This window comes from Pseudomonas protegens, from assembly GCF_013407925.2.
Taxonomy (GTDB): domain Bacteria; phylum Pseudomonadota; class Gammaproteobacteria; order Pseudomonadales; family Pseudomonadaceae; genus Aquipseudomonas; species Aquipseudomonas fluorescens_AP.
This window is the reverse complement of the sequence record NZ_CP060201.1, coordinates 190220-208437: the sequence shown is the minus strand read 5'-3', so window position 1 is coordinate 208437 and position 18218 is coordinate 190220. Positions and strand designations below refer to the sequence as shown.

The 18218-nt window shown below is 64.9% G+C and carries 12 protein-coding genes; 7 read left to right on the top strand and 5 right to left on the bottom strand.

All coding sequences use genetic code 11. From position 1 onward, the window contains the following. Positions 1-77: 77 nt before the first annotated feature. On the top strand, positions 78-1433 hold the full coding sequence (locus tag GGI48_RS00825; RefSeq protein WP_179596324.1) for an HD domain-containing phosphohydrolase: 1356 nt from the start codon (positions 78-80) through the stop codon (positions 1431-1433). Positions 1434-1613: 180 nt separating this feature from the next. Next, positions 1614-2270, top strand: coding sequence for a ribonuclease T2 family protein (locus tag GGI48_RS00820; protein ID WP_016966205.1), 657 nt, complete (start codon positions 1614-1616; stop codon positions 2268-2270). A gap of 52 nt (positions 2271-2322) precedes the next feature. Here the strand turns inward: GGI48_RS00820 and dapA are convergent, their stop codons facing one another. Together dapA and GGI48_RS00810 are read right to left on the bottom strand one after the other, a co-directional pair. Further along, a complete protein-coding gene (dapA, locus tag GGI48_RS00815; RefSeq protein ID WP_103741149.1) occupies positions 2323-3186 on the bottom strand; it encodes a 4-hydroxy-tetrahydrodipicolinate synthase in 864 nt (287 codons plus the stop codon). A gap of 334 nt (positions 3187-3520) precedes the next feature. Beyond that, a complete protein-coding gene (locus GGI48_RS00810; protein ID WP_103741147.1) occupies positions 3521-3994 on the bottom strand; it encodes a GNAT family N-acetyltransferase in 474 nt (157 codons plus the stop codon). Positions 3995-4223: 229 nt separating this feature from the next. Here GGI48_RS00810 and GGI48_RS00805 point away from each other — a divergent pair, with 229 nt between their 5' ends. The 5 genes from GGI48_RS00805 to GGI48_RS00785 all read left to right on the top strand — a co-directional run bounded on the left by GGI48_RS00805 (position 4224) and on the right by GGI48_RS00785 (position 14101). Continuing rightward, on the top strand, positions 4224-5915 hold the full coding sequence (locus GGI48_RS00805) for a putative bifunctional diguanylate cyclase/phosphodiesterase (protein WP_016966210.1): 1692 nt from the start codon (positions 4224-4226) through the stop codon (positions 5913-5915). Between the two features lie 52 nt (positions 5916-5967). Beyond that, positions 5968-10416 carry a PAS domain S-box protein gene (locus GGI48_RS00800; RefSeq protein WP_179596322.1) on the top strand — a complete coding sequence of 1483 codons (4449 nt, stop codon included), beginning with the start codon at positions 5968-5970 and terminating at the stop codon, positions 10414-10416. Between the two features lie 279 nt (positions 10417-10695). Continuing rightward, complete coding sequence (locus tag GGI48_RS00795) at positions 10696-12261, top strand: PAS domain-containing methyl-accepting chemotaxis protein (RefSeq protein WP_179596320.1); 1566 nt, start codon at positions 10696-10698, stop codon at positions 12259-12261. Positions 12262-12330: 69 nt separating this feature from the next. Further along, complete coding sequence (locus tag GGI48_RS00790; RefSeq protein ID WP_179596318.1) at positions 12331-13263, top strand: chemotaxis protein CheV; 933 nt, start codon at positions 12331-12333, stop codon at positions 13261-13263. A 253-nt stretch (positions 13264-13516) separates the two neighbouring features. After that, positions 13517-14101 carry a LysE family translocator gene (locus tag GGI48_RS00785; protein WP_179596316.1) on the top strand — a complete coding sequence of 195 codons (585 nt, stop codon included), beginning with the start codon at positions 13517-13519 and terminating at the stop codon, positions 14099-14101. On the opposite strand, the gene GGI48_RS00780 is transcribed toward GGI48_RS00785, so the two are convergent. The 3 genes from GGI48_RS00780 to GGI48_RS00770 form a co-directional block, all read right to left on the bottom strand. Next, a complete protein-coding gene (locus GGI48_RS00780; protein WP_179596314.1) occupies positions 14098-14931 on the bottom strand; it encodes an AraC family transcriptional regulator in 834 nt (277 codons plus the stop codon). The two genes, GGI48_RS00785 and GGI48_RS00780, sit on opposite strands and share 4 nt — an antisense overlap. Positions 14932-15110: 179 nt before the next feature. Beyond that, a complete protein-coding gene (locus GGI48_RS00775) occupies positions 15111-15614 on the bottom strand; it encodes a VOC family protein (protein WP_047304781.1) in 504 nt (167 codons plus the stop codon). An 83-nt stretch (positions 15615-15697) separates the two neighbouring features. Beyond that, positions 15698-18178, bottom strand: a complete 2481-nt coding sequence (locus GGI48_RS00770; RefSeq protein WP_179596312.1) for a TonB-dependent siderophore receptor — start codon at positions 18176-18178, stop codon at positions 15698-15700. Positions 18179-18218 lie beyond the last annotated feature (40 nt).

The window sequence follows — 18218 nt, the reverse complement described above, 5'->3', positions numbered from 1 at the left end:
CAAGGCATTCGCGCAACTGTCCGGTGGCCTGTCAGGGGTGTCCGGAAAACCTGAGGGATAACCGGGAGACTCATCACATGGAAGAGCCGCAGTCCGTCGAACCTGGCCGGCGTCCCTGCCTGTTGCTGGTGGATGACGAAGAATCGATTCTCAATAGCCTGCGGCGCCTGCTGCGCGGCCAACCCTATGACGTGCTGCTGGCCGACAGCGGCGCCAAGGCCCTGGAGATGCTCGCCCAGCGTCCGGTGGACCTGGTGATGAGCGATGCGCGCATGCCCAACATGGACGGTGCCTCCTTGCTGGCCCGGGTGCGCGAGCGCTATCCGGGCACCCGGCGCATTCTGCTGACCGGCTACGCCGACGTGAACACCATCATCAAGGCGGTCAACGAGGGGCAGATCCACCAATACCTGAGCAAACCCTGGAATGACGAAGAACTGCTGCTGGTCCTGCGCCAGGGGCTGGAGCAGCAGCACGCGGAGCGCGAGCTCAAGCGCCTGCAGCAACTGGTGCTGGAGCAGAACCGCCAGCTCAAGGCCGCCAATGCCGGGCTGGAACAGCGGGTGGCGTCGCGCACCGCCGAGCTGCAGCAGACCGCGGACATGCTCGACCTGGCCTATGAGGAACTCAAGCGCAGCTACGTCACCGCCACCGAGGTGTTCTCGTTGCTGGCCAACCTGCGCCTGCCGGCGGACAAGCAGACCAACCGCAAGATCATCGATCTGGTGCGCGCCTGCTGCAAGAAGCATGGCCTGGACGACAGCGCCAGCCGCGACCTGACCATGGCCGCGGCCCTGTACAACATCGGCAAGCTGAGCTGGAGCGATGCCATGCTGGTCGCCCCCGCGGACCTGTTGCGCCACACCGAGCAGGAGCGCTATCGGGCCTACCCCGAGCAGAGCGAGTCGGTGCTGATGGCCCTGGAGCCGATGCAGGACGCGGCACGCCTGATCCTGCATCACCAGGAGCGCTGGGACGGCAGCGGTTTTCCCCGGCACCTCAAGGGCGAGGCGATTCCCTGGGGCTCGCGCCTGCTCAAGCTGGCGGTGGATTTCATCGAGTTGCAGTGCGGGCTGATCCTGGAGCGGCACATGAACAGCGACGAAGCCCTGCTGTTCATTCGCAAGTACGCCGGTCGCCTGTACGACCCCAATCTGGTGGAAAGCTTCGTCCAGGTCTGCGCCGCCTATCTGAGTGACGTGACCGTCGATGATCCGAGCGTCAGGGTCCTGGGCACCCGGGAGTTGCAGGCCGGGATGGTCCTGCGTCGCAACCTCAATGCCGACAACGGCATGTTGCTGCTCAATGCCGGCAAGGTGCTCAGCGAACCGCTGGTGCACAAGCTGATCGCCTTCGAGGCCATGGAGGGCGCGCACTACAGCATCTTTGTCAGCGTGCCCGAGCCGGTCGCGGCACTGGATGTCGGCCACTGATCGCGCCCGAGTGCCGGCCTGTTGTATTGTCGCCGCCGCGCCTGACCGGCTTTACCGGGACAGGCGCGGCACCTGTCATGTTCCTGCAACCCCGGCATGCCAAGAAGGTGGAGCGGTTTTCTGCCCGCTCCACCCCGATGGCGGGGCCAGGACGATCCGATTCCTCAAGGAGAGGTCACGATGAAAAAGTTTTTTGCCTTGATGGCGGCCCTGGTGCTGACCCTGGGGCTGGTGGGCATCAGCGACGCACGTCAACCCAAGCAGCAACGGGACTCGGTGGCGGGCACCTTCGACTATTACCTGCTGACGCTGTCCTGGTCGCCGACCTTCTGCCTGATGCACCCGGAAAACGAGCAATGCTCGGGCAAGGGCTACGGTTTTGTCCTCCACGGCCTGTGGCCGCAGTACGCCAAGGGCGGCTGGCCCGAGTCCTGCCCACCCTTGACTCCGCTGACCCAGCAGGAGCGGGCCAAGGGCCTGACCCTGTTTCCCACCGCCAAGCTGATGAACCATGAGTGGACCAAGCACGGCACCTGCAGCGGCCTGGGAGGCATGGGTTACCTGGATGCGGCGGACAAGGCCCTGGGCACGGTCAAGATTCCCGAGGCCCTGCAGCCTTCGACCACGGTGCGTTATTTCACCGCCGCGGACATTGCCCGGCAGTTTCGCCAGAGCAACCCGGACCTCGCGGAAAACGGCATCGCCGTTCTCTGCAGCGGTCCGGAGCTGTCCGAAGTGCGGGTGTGCCTGACCCGGGACCTGGGGTTCGGCCCGTGCGGCAAAGGGGTCAAGACCCAGTGCCGGGCCGGCGACATCCGCATCCCGCCGATCCGCTGAGCGCGCCCGCGCGCCGCAGCGATCGGCGCCTGCGGGCCGCGTGGCAAGCCCTTCAGGGCAGGCCGGCCAGCAGGTTTTGCAGGTGGGCGGCGGTGGCGGCGCTGCAATCCTGCATCGGGGCCCGCAGGTGCGGCTCGATCAGACCCTGATGGGCCAGCAGGGCCTTTACCGGCGCCGGGTTGGGCTCGGCGAACAGCGCCTGAATCAGCGGCACCAGTTGCCGGAAGGTGGTCCGCGCCGCATCCAGTTGCTGGTCGCGGACCTGGCGCTGCAACTGCACGAACAACTCCGGACGAATGTGCGCCGCGGCCGCGATGGCGCCGCAGGCACCCAGGCACAGGGCGTTGAACAGTTGCAGGTCCTCGCCGCACAGCACCTCTACCGCGCCGCTGGCCAGCAGCGCCAGGGTCTTGTCCAGGTTGCCGCCACAGTCCTTGACGGCGGCGATCCGCGGATGACGCACGATGTTGAGCAGGGTGTCCTTGTCCAGGTTGACCCCGGTGCGATAGGGAATGTCATAGACGATCAGCGGCACGCTGGAGGCCTCGGCAACGCAGTGGAAGAAGCTTTCCAGGGCTGCCTGGGAGGGCCGGATGTAATAGGGCGCGGGCACCAGCAGGGCCGCCACCGGGCGCTTGAGGATTTCCGCTTGCAGGCTCAGCAGCGCTTTCAGGTTGTTGCCCGCCAGGCCCATGATGACCCGCCCGGCGGGGGCCTGTTCGAGCACGGCGTCGAGCACCGCCAGTTGCTCGTCCTTGTCCAGGGCCGCGGCCTCGCCGGTGGTGCCGCAGACCACCAGCCCGGCCACGCCGCTTTCCAGCAGATGGGCGCTCAGGCGCCGCAGGGCGGCAAAGTCGATGGCGCCATTGTGAAAGGGCGTGACGATGGGGACCCAGATTCCTTGAAACGATGACATGCGTGTTCTCCTGAAGGTTGACCGTCGGGTCGTCGTCAGAAGAGTAGAAGGGCGTTAAGCAGGGGGGAGGGTGTCCGTAGCGCTTGATGTCCTGTCAGCTCATCTGACGGGACACAGTGCCCCGGTCACATGAGCGACTGTTTCTTCGATTTACGGCTGCAGGCCACACACACTTCAGCCTTGGCCGGCAGGCCAATGACAGGGAAGTTGAAGGTGAGGGCTGGGGACATGGTCGATGCAGGCTCGTAAATGAGGCGCTCAGTTTTAAAAGCCGCGCCGGGCTTTGTCAATCCCTGATTCTGCTCGTGGTGCCCGGCCCCGTGCCTGGACGGCATCAGTCTGGCCAGCGGTACAGGCTGGCGGGGTAGCCCTGGGCGATGATCGGCGTCGGGGTTTGCCCCGCCAGCATGGCCCGCCAGAAATCCCGGGCGGGCAGGTTGGCGTCAAAGTGCATCACCTGCCAGGACCCCTTGAAGTGTTCGAACAACTGTTGCGTCACCTGGCGGCCGATGCCCAGGCGCCGGAACCGTCGGGCAATGAACAGGTAGCCGAGGTTACGGCGGGCATTGTGGTCGCAGCGTTGCTGGTCGACCACGGCAAAGCCCGCCAGCTCTCCGGCCACCAGAATCAGCCAGGGCTGGGTGGCCGGGTGCCGCCAGTAGTCGTCCAGGGCCTGGAGGGCATACAGCCCCTGGGCCGCCAGTTTGATGGGCAGCCACTGGCTCAGCTCATAGAGATAGAACTGCATGAGGTTTTCCAGGCAGGGCCAGTCGTCGCGGGCCGCCGCGCGCAGTTCAAGGCGTTCCATCAAGAGTGACTCCAGCCCCGGTCGGTCCGGGGCGTTGGGGGGGCGCCGGCCTTTATCGGTGCCGGCGCCCGGGGTAGCGGTAACGGCTGTGCACAGGCTTGGGCCGTTAGAGGCTGTGGCGTGCAGCCATATATCAAACTAGTGGCATTGTGCTGATAAATCTTGGTCTAGGATTCTCTGGCCGGGGAAGGATATTCATCTCGGGGAATCGGGCAGAGGGACCAGCGCGATGCTCAATCACAAGCCGATCATTCTGATCGTTGACGATCAGGTCAATGACCTGCGGATACTCGGTCAGGCGCTCCAGGACCTGGGCGAGGTCTATGTCGCCACCCAGGGGGCCCAGGCCCTGGAAGTGGCCCGCCAGTGCCTGCCGGACATTGTCCTGCTGGACATCGAAATGCCCGACATGGACGGCTACCTGGTGTGCGAGCTGATCAAATCCGACCCGCGGCTGTCCCAGGCCTCGGTGATCTTCGTCACTTCGCACCGCCAGACCGAGCACGAATTGCGCGCATTGCGCCTGGGCGGCGCCGATTTTCTGCAAAAGCCGATCAATGTGCCCATCGCCCGGGCGCGGGTCGAGGCTCACCTCAAGCTGGGCGAAGAGTCCCGGCGCCTGGCCAACTATGACCCCCTGACCCAGTTGCCCAACCGCCAGTTGCTGCATGACCGCACTGAACAGGCGATTCGCCAGGCCGCCTCGGGCCAGGGGCTGGTCGGCTTGCTGTCGATCGATATCGACCACTTCAAGGTCATCAATGACACCAGCAGCCATCGCGAAGGCGACGCGGTGCTTCAGGAGATCGCCCTGCGCCTGAGCCATTGCTGCCGCCTGACCGACACCCTGAGCCGCCAGGGCGGAGATGAGTTCATGCTGTTGGTGCCCGAGCTGAACGCCGTGGACGACTTGAGCGAATGCGCCGAGCGGGTCATGCAGGCCATCGCCCAACCGCTGGTGCTCGGCCCGTCGCGCTATGACTTGACGGCCAGCATCGGCATCAGTGTCTATCCCGATGACAGCCTGGACGCCGAGTCCCTGCTGCAGCACGCCGACGCCGCGGCGCACCAGGCCAAGCAGGCGGGGCGCGGTCAGTACCGCTTCTTCGACCATCCGACCCATCAGCGGGTCCGTGCCCGGCATCAGCTGGAACGAGAGATGCGCACCGCGCTGGAGCAGGAGCGCTTCGAGGTGTTCTACCAGGCCAAGGTCGATCTGCGCCTGCAACGGGCGGTGGGCGTCGAAGCCCTGCTGCGCTTGCGCGACGAGCACGGCAGGATGATTTCCCCCGCCGAGTTCATTCCCCTGGCCGAGGATTGCGGGCTGATCGTGCCCCTGGGGCGCTGGGTGCTGCGTCAGGCGTGTCAGGCCATCCGCCAATGGAACCAACAGGGGCATGCCATCAGCGTCAGCGTGAACATCTCGCCTTTGCAGTTTTCCGATCCGCAGTTTCTCGACCTGGTCAAGCAGACCCTAGTGGAAAGCGCCATCGAACCCGGGGCCCTGGAGCTGGAAATCACCGAAGGGGTCCTGGCCCTGGTGGACGGTGAGCACAGCTGCGACCTGCTCAGCGACTTGAAGGCCCTGGGGGTGGGCATCGCCATCGATGATTTCGGCACGGGCTATTCCAGCCTGGCCTATCTCAAGCGCTTGCCCATCGATGTGCTGAAGATCGACCAGAGTTTCGTGCGTGACATGGTCAGCGACCCCAGTGACGCGGCAATCACCCGAGCCATCATTCAGCTGGGGCTGGCCCTGGACTTGCAACTGGTCGCCGAGGGCGTGGAGACCGAGGAGCAGGCCCGGGCCCTGTCCGCCCAGGGCTGCCATGTGATGCAGGGCTTTCTTTACTGCCGTCCGCTGTCGTACCCGAACATGAGTGAGTACCTGGCCGAGGGCCGCCTGACGGCTAGGCCCTGAACCCTGCCGGCCCCAACGAGGATCGCCCGTGAAGCCTGGACGCTCTGTGCAAATGGGATTGCTCTACCTGGCGCTGATCAGTGTCCTGGGTAGCAGCGCCACCGCCGCGGTCTACTGGCTGGTGGCCCGGGTCAACGCCCATCAGCTGGAACAGGCGGTGTCGCGCGCGGCCGAGGACGCCATGCGCCATGTGCTGGAGCGCATGACCTTGTACCAATACGGCCTGCGCGGCGCCCGCGGGGTGATTGTCACCGCTGGTGAAGACGGCGTGACCCGGGAGATCTTCCATCGCTACAGCCAGGGCCGGGACCTGGACCGGGAGTTTTTCGGCGCCCACGGTTTCGGTTTTGTCCGGCGCGTGCCCGAGGCGCGCGAGCGCGCGTTCCTGGCCGCGGCGCAGCGCGATGGCGCGCCGGGCTTTCAGCTGCAGCAATGGCAGCCGCACCACGGTGATCGCTATGTGGTGCAGTACCTTGAACCGCTGGCGCCGAACCAGTCGGCCCTGGGCCTGGACCTGGCCTCGGAGCCGGTGCGCCGGGCCGCCGCCGTGGCCGCCATGCACAGTGGCGAGCCGCGGCTGACCGGGCCCTTGTCGCTGCGCCAGGAGCCTGGAGCGGTGATGGGGTCGTTGCTGTTCCTGTTGCCTGTGTACCGCAGCGCCGAGGTGCCGTCCTCGCCGCAGCAGCGCGAGGCCCAGACCCTGGGCTGGACCTTTGCGCCCCTGGTGATGAACGAGGTGCTCAAGGACTTGCCGTTCGACCCGGCCAGCCAGCGCCTGGTGTTGCGCGACATCAGCGACAGCGCCGACGCCAGCAGCTTTTTTGTCAGCTCGGCCCAGCCATTGAAGGACACGCTGACATCGCGGACCCGGGAGGAACAGGTGTTCGGGCGCCGCTGGGCTTTCGAGTTCAGCGTGGGGCCGGGGTTCGTCGAGCCGCTGCATCAGACCTCGCCTGCCTGGGTCCTGTGGATCGGCGGCCTGCTGACCCTGTTTCTGGCGGTGGTGGGCAGCTTGATTGCCCTGGGGGTCAACCGGCAGCACCGTTTGCGCCGTGACCAGACCCGGCTCGCGGCCATCGTCGAAAGCTCCAGCGACGGCATCATCGGCACGACCCTGGAAGGGCGTATCACCAGCTGGAACCGCGGCGCCGAAGAGATTTTTGGCCACAGCGCCGAACAGGCCCGCGGCCGCTTGCTCCTGGACCTGATCGTGCCGCCAGAGCTGGCGCAGGAAGAACAGCAGATCCTGCGCAAGTTGCGCGATGGCGAACGGGTGCACAGCTTCGATACCCAACGCCTGCGCCGGGACGGCAGCCGGGTCGAGGTATCGGTCAACGTTTCGCCGATTCTCGGTGAGCGCGGCCAGGTCATCGGCGCCTCGAAGACGGTCCGCGACATCACCGCGCAGAAGGCCGCCGAAGCACGGATTCTCGAACTCAACGCCAGCCTGGAGGACCAGGTGGCGGCGCGCACCGCCGAACTGGGGCAAATCAACCTGCTGCTCTCCAGCGTGCTGCGCTCGGCTTCGCAGGTGGCGATCATCGCCACCGACCGCGACGGCATCATTCGTGTGTTCAATCGCGGTGCCGAGCACCTGTCGGGTTACCGGGCCGAGGAACTGGTGGGGCTGCACACCCCGGCGGTGATCCACCTGCCGGAGGAGATCCGCCAGCGCGGCAGCGAACTCAGTGCCCAGTATCAGCATCCCATCGAAGGCTTTCGCGTGTTCGTCCAGCAGGCGGAAGCCGAAGGCGCGGAGACCCGCGAATGGACCATGGTGCGCAAGGACGGTTCGCACTTCGCCGCGACCCTGGTGGTCAGCGCCCTGCGCGACGACGCTGGACAGCTGACTGGCTACCTGGGCATCGCCGTCGACATCACCGAGCGCAAGGCCGCGGAACAGACCCTGGCCACGGCCCGCGACCAACTGTTGATGGCCGCCGAAGTGGCCAAGCTGGGGATCTGGTCCTGGAATCTCGACGACCACTCGCTGGACTGGAACGAGCGCATGTTCGAGCTCTACGAGCAGCCGCTGGCGCTGCGGGGCAACGGGTTGAACTATGAGCACTGGCTGGCCCGGGTGCACCCGGATGACCAGCAACTGACCCAGCGCAAGCTGGCCGAGGCGGTGGCGGGCCAGGGTGTCTACGATCCGATCTTTCGCGTGGTCAGCCCCAGCGGGCAGGTGCGATTCATCCAGTCCGGGGCCTATGTGGAGCGCAACGCCGATGGCCAGGCGCTGCGGGTGACCGGGATCAACCTGGACATCACGGCCCAACGGGAGCTGGAGTCCCGGCTGCTGTATGCCAAGGAGCAGGCGGATGCCGCGAGCGAGGCCAAGTCATCGTTCCTGGCCAACATGAGCCATGAGATCCGCACGCCGATGAATGCCGTGCTGGGGATGCTGCAACTGCTGCAGCGGGCCGGCCTGGAGCCGCGCCAGCAGGATTACGCGACCAAGGCGCAGACCGCCGCCAAGTCTCTGCTGGGGCTACTCAACGACATTCTCGATTACTCGAAGATCGAGGCTGGCAAGTTGCAGCTGGAGGAACACGCCTTCGACCTCGATCAACTGCTGCGCGACCTGGCGGTGGTGCTGGCGGGCAATCAGGGCGTGGGCGATATCGAGCTGATCTTCGATCTTGACCCGCAGTTGCCGCTGAACCTGGTGGGCGACAGCCTGCGCCTGCAGCAGGTGTTGATCAACCTGGCGGGCAATGCCCTGAAGTTCACCGCCGAGGGCCAGGTGGTGCTGGGCCTGAAGTTGCTTGAACTGCGCGAGCGCAGCGTGCGTCTGCAAGTGGCGGTGAGTGACAGCGGGATTGGCATCAGCGCCGAGCACCTGCAGGTGATCTTCGAAGGTTTCCATCAGGCGGAGGCCTCGACCACCCGGCGTTTTGGCGGCACCGGCCTGGGCCTGGCGATCTGCAAGCACCTGGTGCGGCTGATGGGCGGGCAGTTGCAGGTGCGCAGCGAGCTCGGCGCAGGCAGCTGTTTCAGCTTCGAGCTGGAGCTGGGGCTGGACGGTGCCGGGGTCGCCGAACCCCTGCCTCTGGGAGGCAAGGTCCTGCGGGTGCTGGTGGTGGATGACCACCCCCTGGCGCTGGAGCTGAATGTGCGCACCTTGCGCGGCTTCGGCTGGACCGTCGAACACGCCGCCAGTGGCGCTCAGGCCTTGTTGGCCGTGGAGGCCGCCGTGGCCCGGGGCGAGGCCTACGACCTGATCCTGCTGGATTGGCTGATGCCGGACATGGACGGCCTGCACGCCGCCCAACGGATCAAGGACATGCAACTGGCGGCGCCGCCGACGGTGGTGATGTTGAGTCATCAGGATGCCACGGCGCTGTTGGCCAGGCTGGACAGCCCCGAGGCGCCTTTTGCTCACTACCTGAGCAAGCCCTTTACCCCGCGGCAACTGGCACAGGCGCTGCTGGCCGAGCGCGGCGTCGCCCGCGACGGCCCGCCGGCCACCTTGCCCGTGCCGCGCGCAGCCCTCACTGGCCTGCGCTTGCTGGTGGTGGAGGACAACGCCCTGAACCGGCAGATCGCCCGTGAACTGCTGACCCAGGAAGGGGCCCAGGTGCACTTGGCTGATGGCGGGTTGCAAGGGGTGCAAATGATGCTCGAAGCCGAGGAACCCTTTGCCGCGGTGCTGATGGACATCCAGATGCCCGATATCGACGGCTATGAAGCCACCCGGCGGATCCGCGCCGATGCCCGCTTTGCCCGCCTGCCGATCATTGCCATGACCGCCAATGCCTCCCAGGCCGACCGCCAGAGCTGCCTGGCCGCGGGCATGGATGACCATGTCGGCAAACCGATCAACCTGCCGCAACTGGTCAACAGCCTGCTGTTCTGGACCGGTGGCGCGGCGCGGGTGGCGCCGGGTGTCGAGCCTTCCACCCAGGCCGGCCTGATCGAGGACCCGGCGCTGATTCTGGAACGCTTCGGCGGCAACCGTGACTTGCTCAATCAGGTGCTCGATGGCTCGGAGGCCACGCTGGGAGAGCTGCTGGAACGTTTGCGCCAGAGCCTTGCCCAGGACAATGCCAAGGAGGCCTGCTACCTGCTGCATACCCTCAAGGGCGCTGCCGGCAACCTCGGGGGGCGAGGGTTCGCGCTCAGTTGCGCCGAGCTGGAACAGCCCCTGCGCGACGGCGCGGCGCTGCACAGGACCCTCACCGAGGGCCATCTGGACCAACTGCAACGGCTACTGGCCAGCACCTTGGCGAGTTTGCAGCTGGAATTCGGGCGTGTCTCGCCAGGGATGGCCCGCGCCTCCCAGGACACCCTGGACCAGGCTGTTTTCCAGCGCGCCCTGCTGGAGATTTTGCCGCTGTTGCGCCAGAGCAACTTGCAGGCCCTGACGCTCACTGAAGCCTTGGCGCAACATGAGTTGCCGGTTGATAGAACGACCTTCGACGAGTTTGTGGCTCATGTTCAGCGAATGGAGTTTTCGCAGGCGCAGGGTGTTTTGCAAAGAATGCTTCTCAACAATTAGAAAGCTAGCTTTCTATTCCAGCTTCAATTGTTGATGCACATCAGAAAATCTTTGATTTTTTGCTCTCTAAGTTGAATGGCTTGATGAAATTTTCACACTTTTCTTGACGCCGGAATCTAGACTTGCGTCGACTGGATCGATAATGGCCATTTGCAATAATTCACTTGGCTCTGGAAAGTTCTGCAAGTCAGCAGAGGAAGTCTTCGAGTCATCGCAGGATGCGGAAATCTTTATTTGATACCGAATGGAAAATGAACACTTTCCTGCGAGGCTTTTTAGATGAGAAACAATCTTCCTGTGACCCAGCGCGAGCTGGTGTTTCCTGCGGAGCAACGGCTGATTTCCGCCACCGATGTTCACGGCAAGATCACTTACTGCAATGACGAGTTTGTCGCGGTCAGTGGTTTCAGCCGCGAAGAACTGATCGGTAGCCCACACAATATCGTGCGCCATCCGGACATGCCCGAAGCGGTGTTCGCGCACATGTGGTCCTATCTCAAGGACGGCAAGAGCTGGATGGGCATCGTCAAGAACCGCAGCAGCAACGGTGACCACTACTGGGTCAACGCCTACGTCACGCCGATCTTCAGCAAGGGCGTGATTGCCGGCTATGAGTCGGTGCGGGTCAAGCCCGAGCGGCAACAGGTGGAGCGCGCCGGCGCCCTCTATCAACGCATGCGCAGCGATAACCTGGCCCTGCCCTGGAGCTACCGGGTGGCCAGCGTCTGCAACTTCGCCTTGCCACCGCTGCTGGCCCTGGCGGCCAGCGCCGGCGCCTACTGGCTGGGTGGCGCCTGGGCGGCGCTGGGCGCGGCGGTCCCCGGCTATTTCGCGGTCCAGGGCTATGCCGTGTATCGCTCGCGGCAGATGCTCGGGCGTATCAGCTCGGTGTCCCTGGGCAGCTTCGACAGTGAGCTGATCGCCCGTACCTACACCGACGAACACGGCCCGGTGGCGCAGTTGCAGATGATCCTGATCAGCGAGTCGGCGAAAATCCGCACCGCCCTCAGCCGGCTTGGCGACTACGCCAACCAGGCGGCGTCCCTGGCCTCCACCAGCCAGAGTCTGTCCAAGCAGGCGGAGAGCGCCCTGGGCAAGCAGCGTGACGAAGCGGACATGGCGGCCACCGCGATGAACCAGATGGCCTCGTCGATTTCCGAGGTGTCGGTGCATATCCACGACACCGCTTCGGCCGCCGATCAGGTCAACAACCTGACCCAGGTGGGCTCCGAGGAAGCGCAGAAAACCCGCGCGGTGATCGAGAAGCTGGCGGACACCGTGGACGCGGTCAGCCAGTCCGTGGAGGGCCTGGCCGCGGAAACCCAGTCGATCCAGCAGGCGGCCAACATGATCCGCTCCATCGCCGAGCAGACCAACCTGCTGGCCCTCAACGCGGCGATCGAGGCCGCCCGGGCCGGTGAGCAGGGCCGCGGTTTCGCGGTGGTGGCCGACGAGGTGCGGGCCCTGGCCTCCAAGACCCAGGAGTCGACCCAGAGCATCCAGCGCATCATCGTCACCTTGCAGGAGGTGGCCAGCCAGGCCGTGGAGGTGGCGCGCCAGGGCAGCGTCGAAGCGCGCTCCGGGGTGGCCCAGGTGATCAGCACCCAGGACGCCCTGAATGGCATCAACTCGGCGGTGGAGCGGATTCACCAGATGAGCCAGCAAATGGCCGCCGCCTCGGAGCAGCAAGCCCATGTGGCCGAGGAAATATCCGAGCAGATCACCAAGATTGCCCGGGTTTCGGACCAGAACGCCGAGATTGCCGTGCATTCGTCCAGCGTGGGCGGTGATCTGGAATCCACCGCTCATGAACTGAATGCCTTGGTGACCCGTTTCAATAGTTGATCGCCAACGGCAATCAGCAACTTTCATTTAATCGCCGATTGATCAACTAGATCAGGGCAGGGGGTTCTTATGTCCAGTGTGATGGAAACGGTAAACAGCCGTACTCAGTTGGCAGGGCAGAATCGTCTGGAGCTGTTGTTGTTTCGTTTTAATGAGTCACAGGTGTACGGCATCAACGTCTTTAAAGTTAGAGAAGTTCTCAAGTGCCCTAAGTTGAATGTATTGCCCATGTCACATTCGGTGGTGTGTGGCGTGGCCAATGTTCGTGGTGTATCCATTCCGATACTTGATCTGGCATTGGCCACCGGTTTGCCCGGCGTCGAGGATATCGATAACGCTTACGTGATCATCACCGAGTACAACAACAAGACCCAGGGCTTTCTGGTCAGTGCGGTGGAGCACATTGTCAACTTGAACTGGGAGGAAATTCACCCGCCACCCAAGGGCAGCGGCCTGGACAACTACCTGACGGCGGTGACCCGGGTCGGCCAGCATCTGGTGGAGATCATCGACGTGGAGAAAGTCCTGGCCGAGGTGTCGCCGGTCTGCGAGGAGATCTCCCAGGGCGTGATCTCGGCGCAAACCCACGCCGCGGCGGCGCACTGGCGGGTACTGACGGTGGATGACTCGGCGGTGGCGCGCAAGCAGGTGACCCGCTGCCTGGAGAGCGTCGGAGTGGAAGTGGTGTCGTTGAAGGACGGTCGCGAGGCGCTGGAGTACTTGCGCAATCTGCTCGAAGCCGGCAAGCGTCCCGACCAGGAGTTCCTGATGATGATCTCCGATATCGAGATGCCGGAAATGGATGGCTACACCCTCACCGCCGAAGTGCGCAACGACCCGCGGATGAGGCAACTGTACATCGTGCTGCACACCTCGCTGTCCGGGGCTTTCAACCAGGCCATGGTGAAGAAGGTCGGCGCCGATGATTTTCTCGCCAAGTTCCGCCCCGATGATCTGGCCGGGCGGGTGGTGGACCGGATCGCCAGCCTGGCGCCGGCTTGACGAAGAGGCCCGGATGCGCGGCGTGGGCACTGGCGCTGTGGTTCATTGCCCGCACGCCCCAGGACCTGAACCGGCTGACCCTGGAGGCGCACCGGGAAATCGCCGAGAGGGTGGGCAGGCAGTGGATCAGTACTGCCAGCGCAATCACCTGCGTCTGCTAGACGCAGGCCAGGGCAGTTTTCTTCAATACGCAGCGACCCTGGCTACCTAATCTGGGCGGCGGTCAATCCGACCCAGATTGGAGAAGCAAGACATGAGCCTGGTGTTTTCCATGGCGGCCTTTGCCCTGGCCGCTTCCATCACCCCGGGGCCGGTGAATATCGTCGCCCTCGGCAGTGGCGCGCGCTTCGGCTTCAGGGCCAGCTTGCGCCACGTGACCGGGGCTACCCTGGGGTTTGTCCTGTTGCTGGTGCTGATCGGCCTGGGGCTGCACGAACTGCTGCGCCAGTGGCCGATCCTGACCCAGGGCATTCGCCTGTTCGGCGTGGCCTTCCTGCTGTACATGGCCTGGAAGCTGGCCCGGGACGAGGGTCGCCTGGATGCCGATGCTGCAGCCCGGGCGCCGTCGGCCTGGTACGGCGCGCTGATGCAGTGGCTCAATCCCAAGGCCTGGCTGGCCTGCGTGGCCGGGATGGGCGCTTTTGCCGCCGACGGCGACCTGGGCCTGGTGTGGTTGTTCGCCGGGTTGTATTTGTTGATCTGCTACCTGTCGATCGCCTGCTGGGCCTATGCCGGGAGCTGCTTGCGGCACTACCTGAGCGACCCGGCGCAGATGCGTCTGTTCAACCGCAGCATGGCCGCGTTGCTGGCGGCCAGCGCGGCCTATCTGTTGGTCTAGCGCGGGCCGCGGTACTGACCGGGCGTGGCCGCCAGGTGCTGTTTGAAGGCGCGCTGGAAATGCGCCTGATCGGCAAAACCGGCCTCCAGCGCCACCTCGGCGATCGGCGCGCCGCTGCGCAGGCGGGCCTGGGCGAACTGCACCCGCTGGTTCACCAGGTAGGCGTGGGGCGGCATGCCGAACTGCTGCTTGAAGGCGCGGATCAGGTAGGACGGTGACAGCTGCGCCGCCTGGCACAGGTCGTCCAGGCTCAGGGCCTGGGTGCAGTGTTGGCGGATGTAGTCGGCGGCTTCCTGCAGTTTGCGGTTGTCACCCCGTGGCAGCGCCTCGGCAGGGTTCAGGCGTTGCTGCAGGTCGCTGAAAAAACTCACCACGGCGCTGTGCTTGAGCAGCGGCTCGGCCTCGGCGGCCACCAGGGTCCGGTACAACTGCTCCAGTTCGGCGAACAGCTGCGGGTCGCGGCTGTGCGTCTCGCGAAACGGACGAAAGCCCAGCTCGGCGCAAAAGCCCAGGTCGTGCTGCAAGGCGGTCAGCCAGGGCGTGTCGACATACAGCATGCGATAGGACCAGGGCTGATCGTCGATCGGGTTGCAGGCGTGCACCACCCCCGGGTTCATCAGCACCACGGTGCCGCGGCTGACCTGCCACTGCGAGTGGCCGCTGAGGTAGGTGCTGACGCCCGCGGTGATGCTGCCGATGGAGAACTGGGCATGGGCGTGGCGGCTGTAGCAGACCTTGCGGCCATCGGCGATGGAGCGGGCTTCGATGAACGGCAGGGCCGGATCGCGCCAGAACTGCGGTTCCTGGTCGGAGGTGAGGGTTGGCTTCATTGCGGTTGTCCATCGGCGAAAGCTGGCGCGATTGTATTAGGCTTTGTACGAAAAGCCTTGATACTCGGTGATGCTGCGTTGAAAACCGTCTCGGAATGCTCATTTACAACCCGTAAACTCCGCTTCCTCGACTGTTTTCGCCTTGCCTGACCTTCGTCTCAAAACTTTTCGTACAGAGCCTAGCTCTGGCCGTCGAAGGCGCGTTGCAGCGTCGCGATATCGAGTTTTTTCATCCCCAGCAGGGCCTGCATCACCCGTTGCGAACGGGCCGGATCGGGGTCGCAGATCATTGGCGTCAGGCACTGCGGGACGATCTGCCAGGACAGCCCGAAACGGTCCTTGAGCCAGCCGCAGCGCTGCGCCTGTGGCGGGCCGCCAAAACCCAGGGCATTCCAGTAGTGATCCAGCTCGGCCTGGCTGCGGCAATGCACCTGCAGGGAGATGGCTTCAGTGAAGCTGAACAGCGGGCCACCGTTGAGGGCGCTGAACCCCTGGCCATCGAGTTCGAACGCCACGCTCATCACCGAGCCCTCGGGACGTCCGTGAATCTCGAAGCCGGCCTTGCCGTAGTGGCTGATGTGAGTGATGTGCGACTGTTCGAAAACCGAGCAGTAGAACTGCGCCGCCTCATGTGCCTGATGGTCGAACCACAGGCACGGGGTGATGGTCTGGATGCGTGGCATGGTGTCGGTCCTCTGCGGGTTGATCACGCTGGCTCAAGCGTAGTCAACCCGCTGCCGGGCGGCGCGACCGTGGATCGGTGCGCTCAGAAGTCCCAGCGGGTCGCCAGTTGCAGGCTGCGCGGCTCGCCGTAGAAACCGGTGCCGAAGTTGCCGATGCCGGTGTAGTACTTCTTGTCGAAGAGGTTCTTCACGTTCAGGGTCGAGCTCAGGTGCTGGCTGAACTGGTAGCGGGCCATGGCGTCCACCAGGAAGTAGCCGTCCTGGGCAATGCGCGAGTCATGCCCGCCATTGACCGCATCGTTCGGGTCGGGCTGGTAGACCTTGCCGAAGAACTGGCTCTGCCAGTTGACCCCGCCGCCCAGGGTCAGGTGGTCCCAGGCGCCCGGCAGGCGGTAGCTGCTGAACAGCCGCGCCACCTGCTGCGGCTCGGTGGTTTGCAGGACCGAGCCGTAGACGTAGTCGTGATTGGCATCGCGGGTGTGGTTGTAGCTGTAGCCGGCGGACAGGTTCCAGCCGTCCAGCAGCTCGCCGGCCACTTCGACCTCGAAGCCCTTGGTGGTCGCGCCCTTGGTCGGGCGGTAGATGGCGTCGCTGCCCCAGCCGTCCACCAGTTGCGCGACATTGTCCTGCTGCACATGAAACACCGCGAAGCTGGCATTGACCCGGCCGTCCAGGTATTCGGCCTTGATCCCGGCTTCATAGCTGTCGCCCTGCACCGGGTCGAGGATCTTGCCGCCGGCGTCCTTGCTCATCTGCGGCTGATAGATGCTGGTGTAGCTGGTGTACAGCGAGTAGCGATCGTTGAGGTCATAGACCAGGCCCGCGTAGGGCGTGACCACGCCGGTCTGCTGGTAGCGCTGGCGGGCGTCGGCGCGGCCGGGGTCGAAGTAGCGGGTGTTGTCGATGCCTTTGAAGTCGCTGACCCGGGTGCCGAGGATCAGCGCCAGGTCGTCGCTGGGCTTGAGCCGGGTGGCCAGGTAGGCACCGGTCTGGCGCTGAAGGATGTCGTTGTCGCCGATCTGCGGGATGTCCGGCTTGGCGAATTCGCCGCGCCACTGGTAGATGCTGCCGCCCACCGGCGGGTACACCGAGCCGTGGACCGGGATGTCCTGCTTGGCGTTCATCAGCATGAAGCCGGCGATCAGCTCATGTTCGCGGCCCAGCAGGCTGAAGGGGCCGTGCAGGTTGATGTCCAGGTTGTCCTGGGTCTGCTCGCCCTTGAACTTGCCCATGTACATGAACATGCCGTCGCCGCTGGCCTGATCCGGGTTGCCGCCGCTGGCCGAACCCAGCAGGGTGTCGTGCTCGCGGCGCAGGTGGTCGTAGCTGACCTTGAGAGTCCAGTCATGGGCCAGTTGCTGTTCCAGGGAGCTGAACAGGGTCTGGTTCTTGAAGTCGCGACGGCTCCAGTCGGTGGCCGGGTTGAACGAGCGGGAAAAGTTTGTGCGCGAGCCGTTGCTGAAGTACATCGGGAAGCCGGTCCAGGTGGCGCCCCGGGAGCGGGTGTTCTGCTGGTCCAGGCCCACCGTCAGCAGGGTGTCGGGGGTCAGGTCGGCCTCCAGCACGCCGTAGGCGATGTCCTTGCTGTTCTGGTAGTGGTCCAGGTACGAGCTGCGATCCTGGTAGACCCCGACGAAGCGCCCGCGCAGGTTGCCAGTCTCGGTCAGTGGCCCGGAGATATCGCCTTCGCTGCGGTAGTTGTCCCAGGAGCCGAGGGTGCCGGTGACCGAGGCCTTGAAGTCCTTGGTCGGCCGCTTGCGGATCAGGTTGACGGTGGCCGAGGGGTCGCCGGAGCCGGTCATCAGGCCGGTGGCGCCCTTGATGATTTCCACCCGGTCGAAGGTCGCCATGTCGGTGCTGGTGGTGCCGTAGTCGTAGACCCCGTCGTAGGTGACGTTGACCCCGTCGTACTGGAAGTTGGTGATCGGCAGGCCGCGGCTGGAAAACTCCCAGCGTTCGCTGTCGTAGTTCTGCACGCTGACCCCTGGGGCCCGGCGCAGGGCATCGGCGATGCTGTTGCTGCCCTGGTCGTCCAGCTGCTGGCGGGTGATCACCGTCACCGATTGCGGGGTTTCCCGCAGCGACAGGTTGAGGCCGGTGGCCGAGGCGCTGGCCCCGGTGGTGTAGCTCTGGCTGTCCTCGGTGACGCTGCCCAGGCCCTGGGCGGACACCTGAGTGGTGCCCAGCTGCAACGGGCCGCTGGCGGTCGGGAGCGCTTGCAGCACATACCCGCCGCTGACGGCCTGGGCTTGCAGGCCGCTGTTGTGCAGCAACTGTTGCAGGGCTTGTTCGACGCTGTAGCGGCCTCGCAGCCCCGGGCTCTGCTTGCCGGCGGCGAGGTCGTTGTGCCCGGCGACAAAGACCGCGCTCTGTTCGGCGAAGCGATTGAGCACACTGACCAGTGGGCCGGGGCCGATGTCGTAGGCCTGGCGCTGGCTGTCCGCCTGCTGGCTGGCGGGGTTTTCGGCGGCCTGGGCCCAGGGGGCGGGCAGGCACAAAAGGGCGCTGCACAGGGTCAGGGGACGCAGGGACGGGCGCAAGCGGGGACGGTTGGGGGTTGGCATGGGGTTCCCTTGTGGATCGGCAATGTGAGAGCAGTTACCG

Bases quoted from the DNA above. Each gene is read 5' to 3' on its own strand.
- GGI48_RS00825 (WP_179596324.1), top strand. From the start codon at position 78: ATGGAAGAGCCGCAGTCCGTCGAACCTGGCCGGCGTCCCTGCCTGTTG.
- GGI48_RS00820 (WP_016966205.1), top strand. From the start codon at position 1,614: ATGAAAAAGTTTTTTGCCTTGATGGCGGCCCTGGTGCTGACCCTGGGG.
- dapA (WP_103741149.1), bottom strand. From the start codon at position 3,186: ATGTCATCGTTTCAAGGAATCTGGGTCCCCATCGTCACGCCCTTTCAC.
- GGI48_RS00810 (WP_103741147.1), bottom strand. From the start codon at position 3,994: ATGGAACGCCTTGAACTGCGCGCGGCGGCCCGCGACGACTGGCCCTGC.
- GGI48_RS00805 (WP_016966210.1), top strand. From the start codon at position 4,224: ATGCTCAATCACAAGCCGATCATTCTGATCGTTGACGATCAGGTCAAT.
- GGI48_RS00800 (WP_179596322.1), top strand. From the start codon at position 5,968: ATGGGATTGCTCTACCTGGCGCTGATCAGTGTCCTGGGTAGCAGCGCC.
- GGI48_RS00795 (WP_179596320.1), top strand. From the start codon at position 10,696: ATGAGAAACAATCTTCCTGTGACCCAGCGCGAGCTGGTGTTTCCTGCG.
- GGI48_RS00790 (WP_179596318.1), top strand. From the start codon at position 12,331: ATGTCCAGTGTGATGGAAACGGTAAACAGCCGTACTCAGTTGGCAGGG.
- GGI48_RS00785 (WP_179596316.1), top strand. From the start codon at position 13,517: ATGAGCCTGGTGTTTTCCATGGCGGCCTTTGCCCTGGCCGCTTCCATC.
- GGI48_RS00780 (WP_179596314.1), bottom strand. From the start codon at position 14,931: ATGAAGCCAACCCTCACCTCCGACCAGGAACCGCAGTTCTGGCGCGAT.
- GGI48_RS00775 (WP_047304781.1), bottom strand. From the start codon at position 15,614: ATGCCACGCATCCAGACCATCACCCCGTGCCTGTGGTTCGACCATCAG.
- GGI48_RS00770 (WP_179596312.1), bottom strand. From the start codon at position 18,178: ATGCCAACCCCCAACCGTCCCCGCTTGCGCCCGTCCCTGCGTCCCCTG.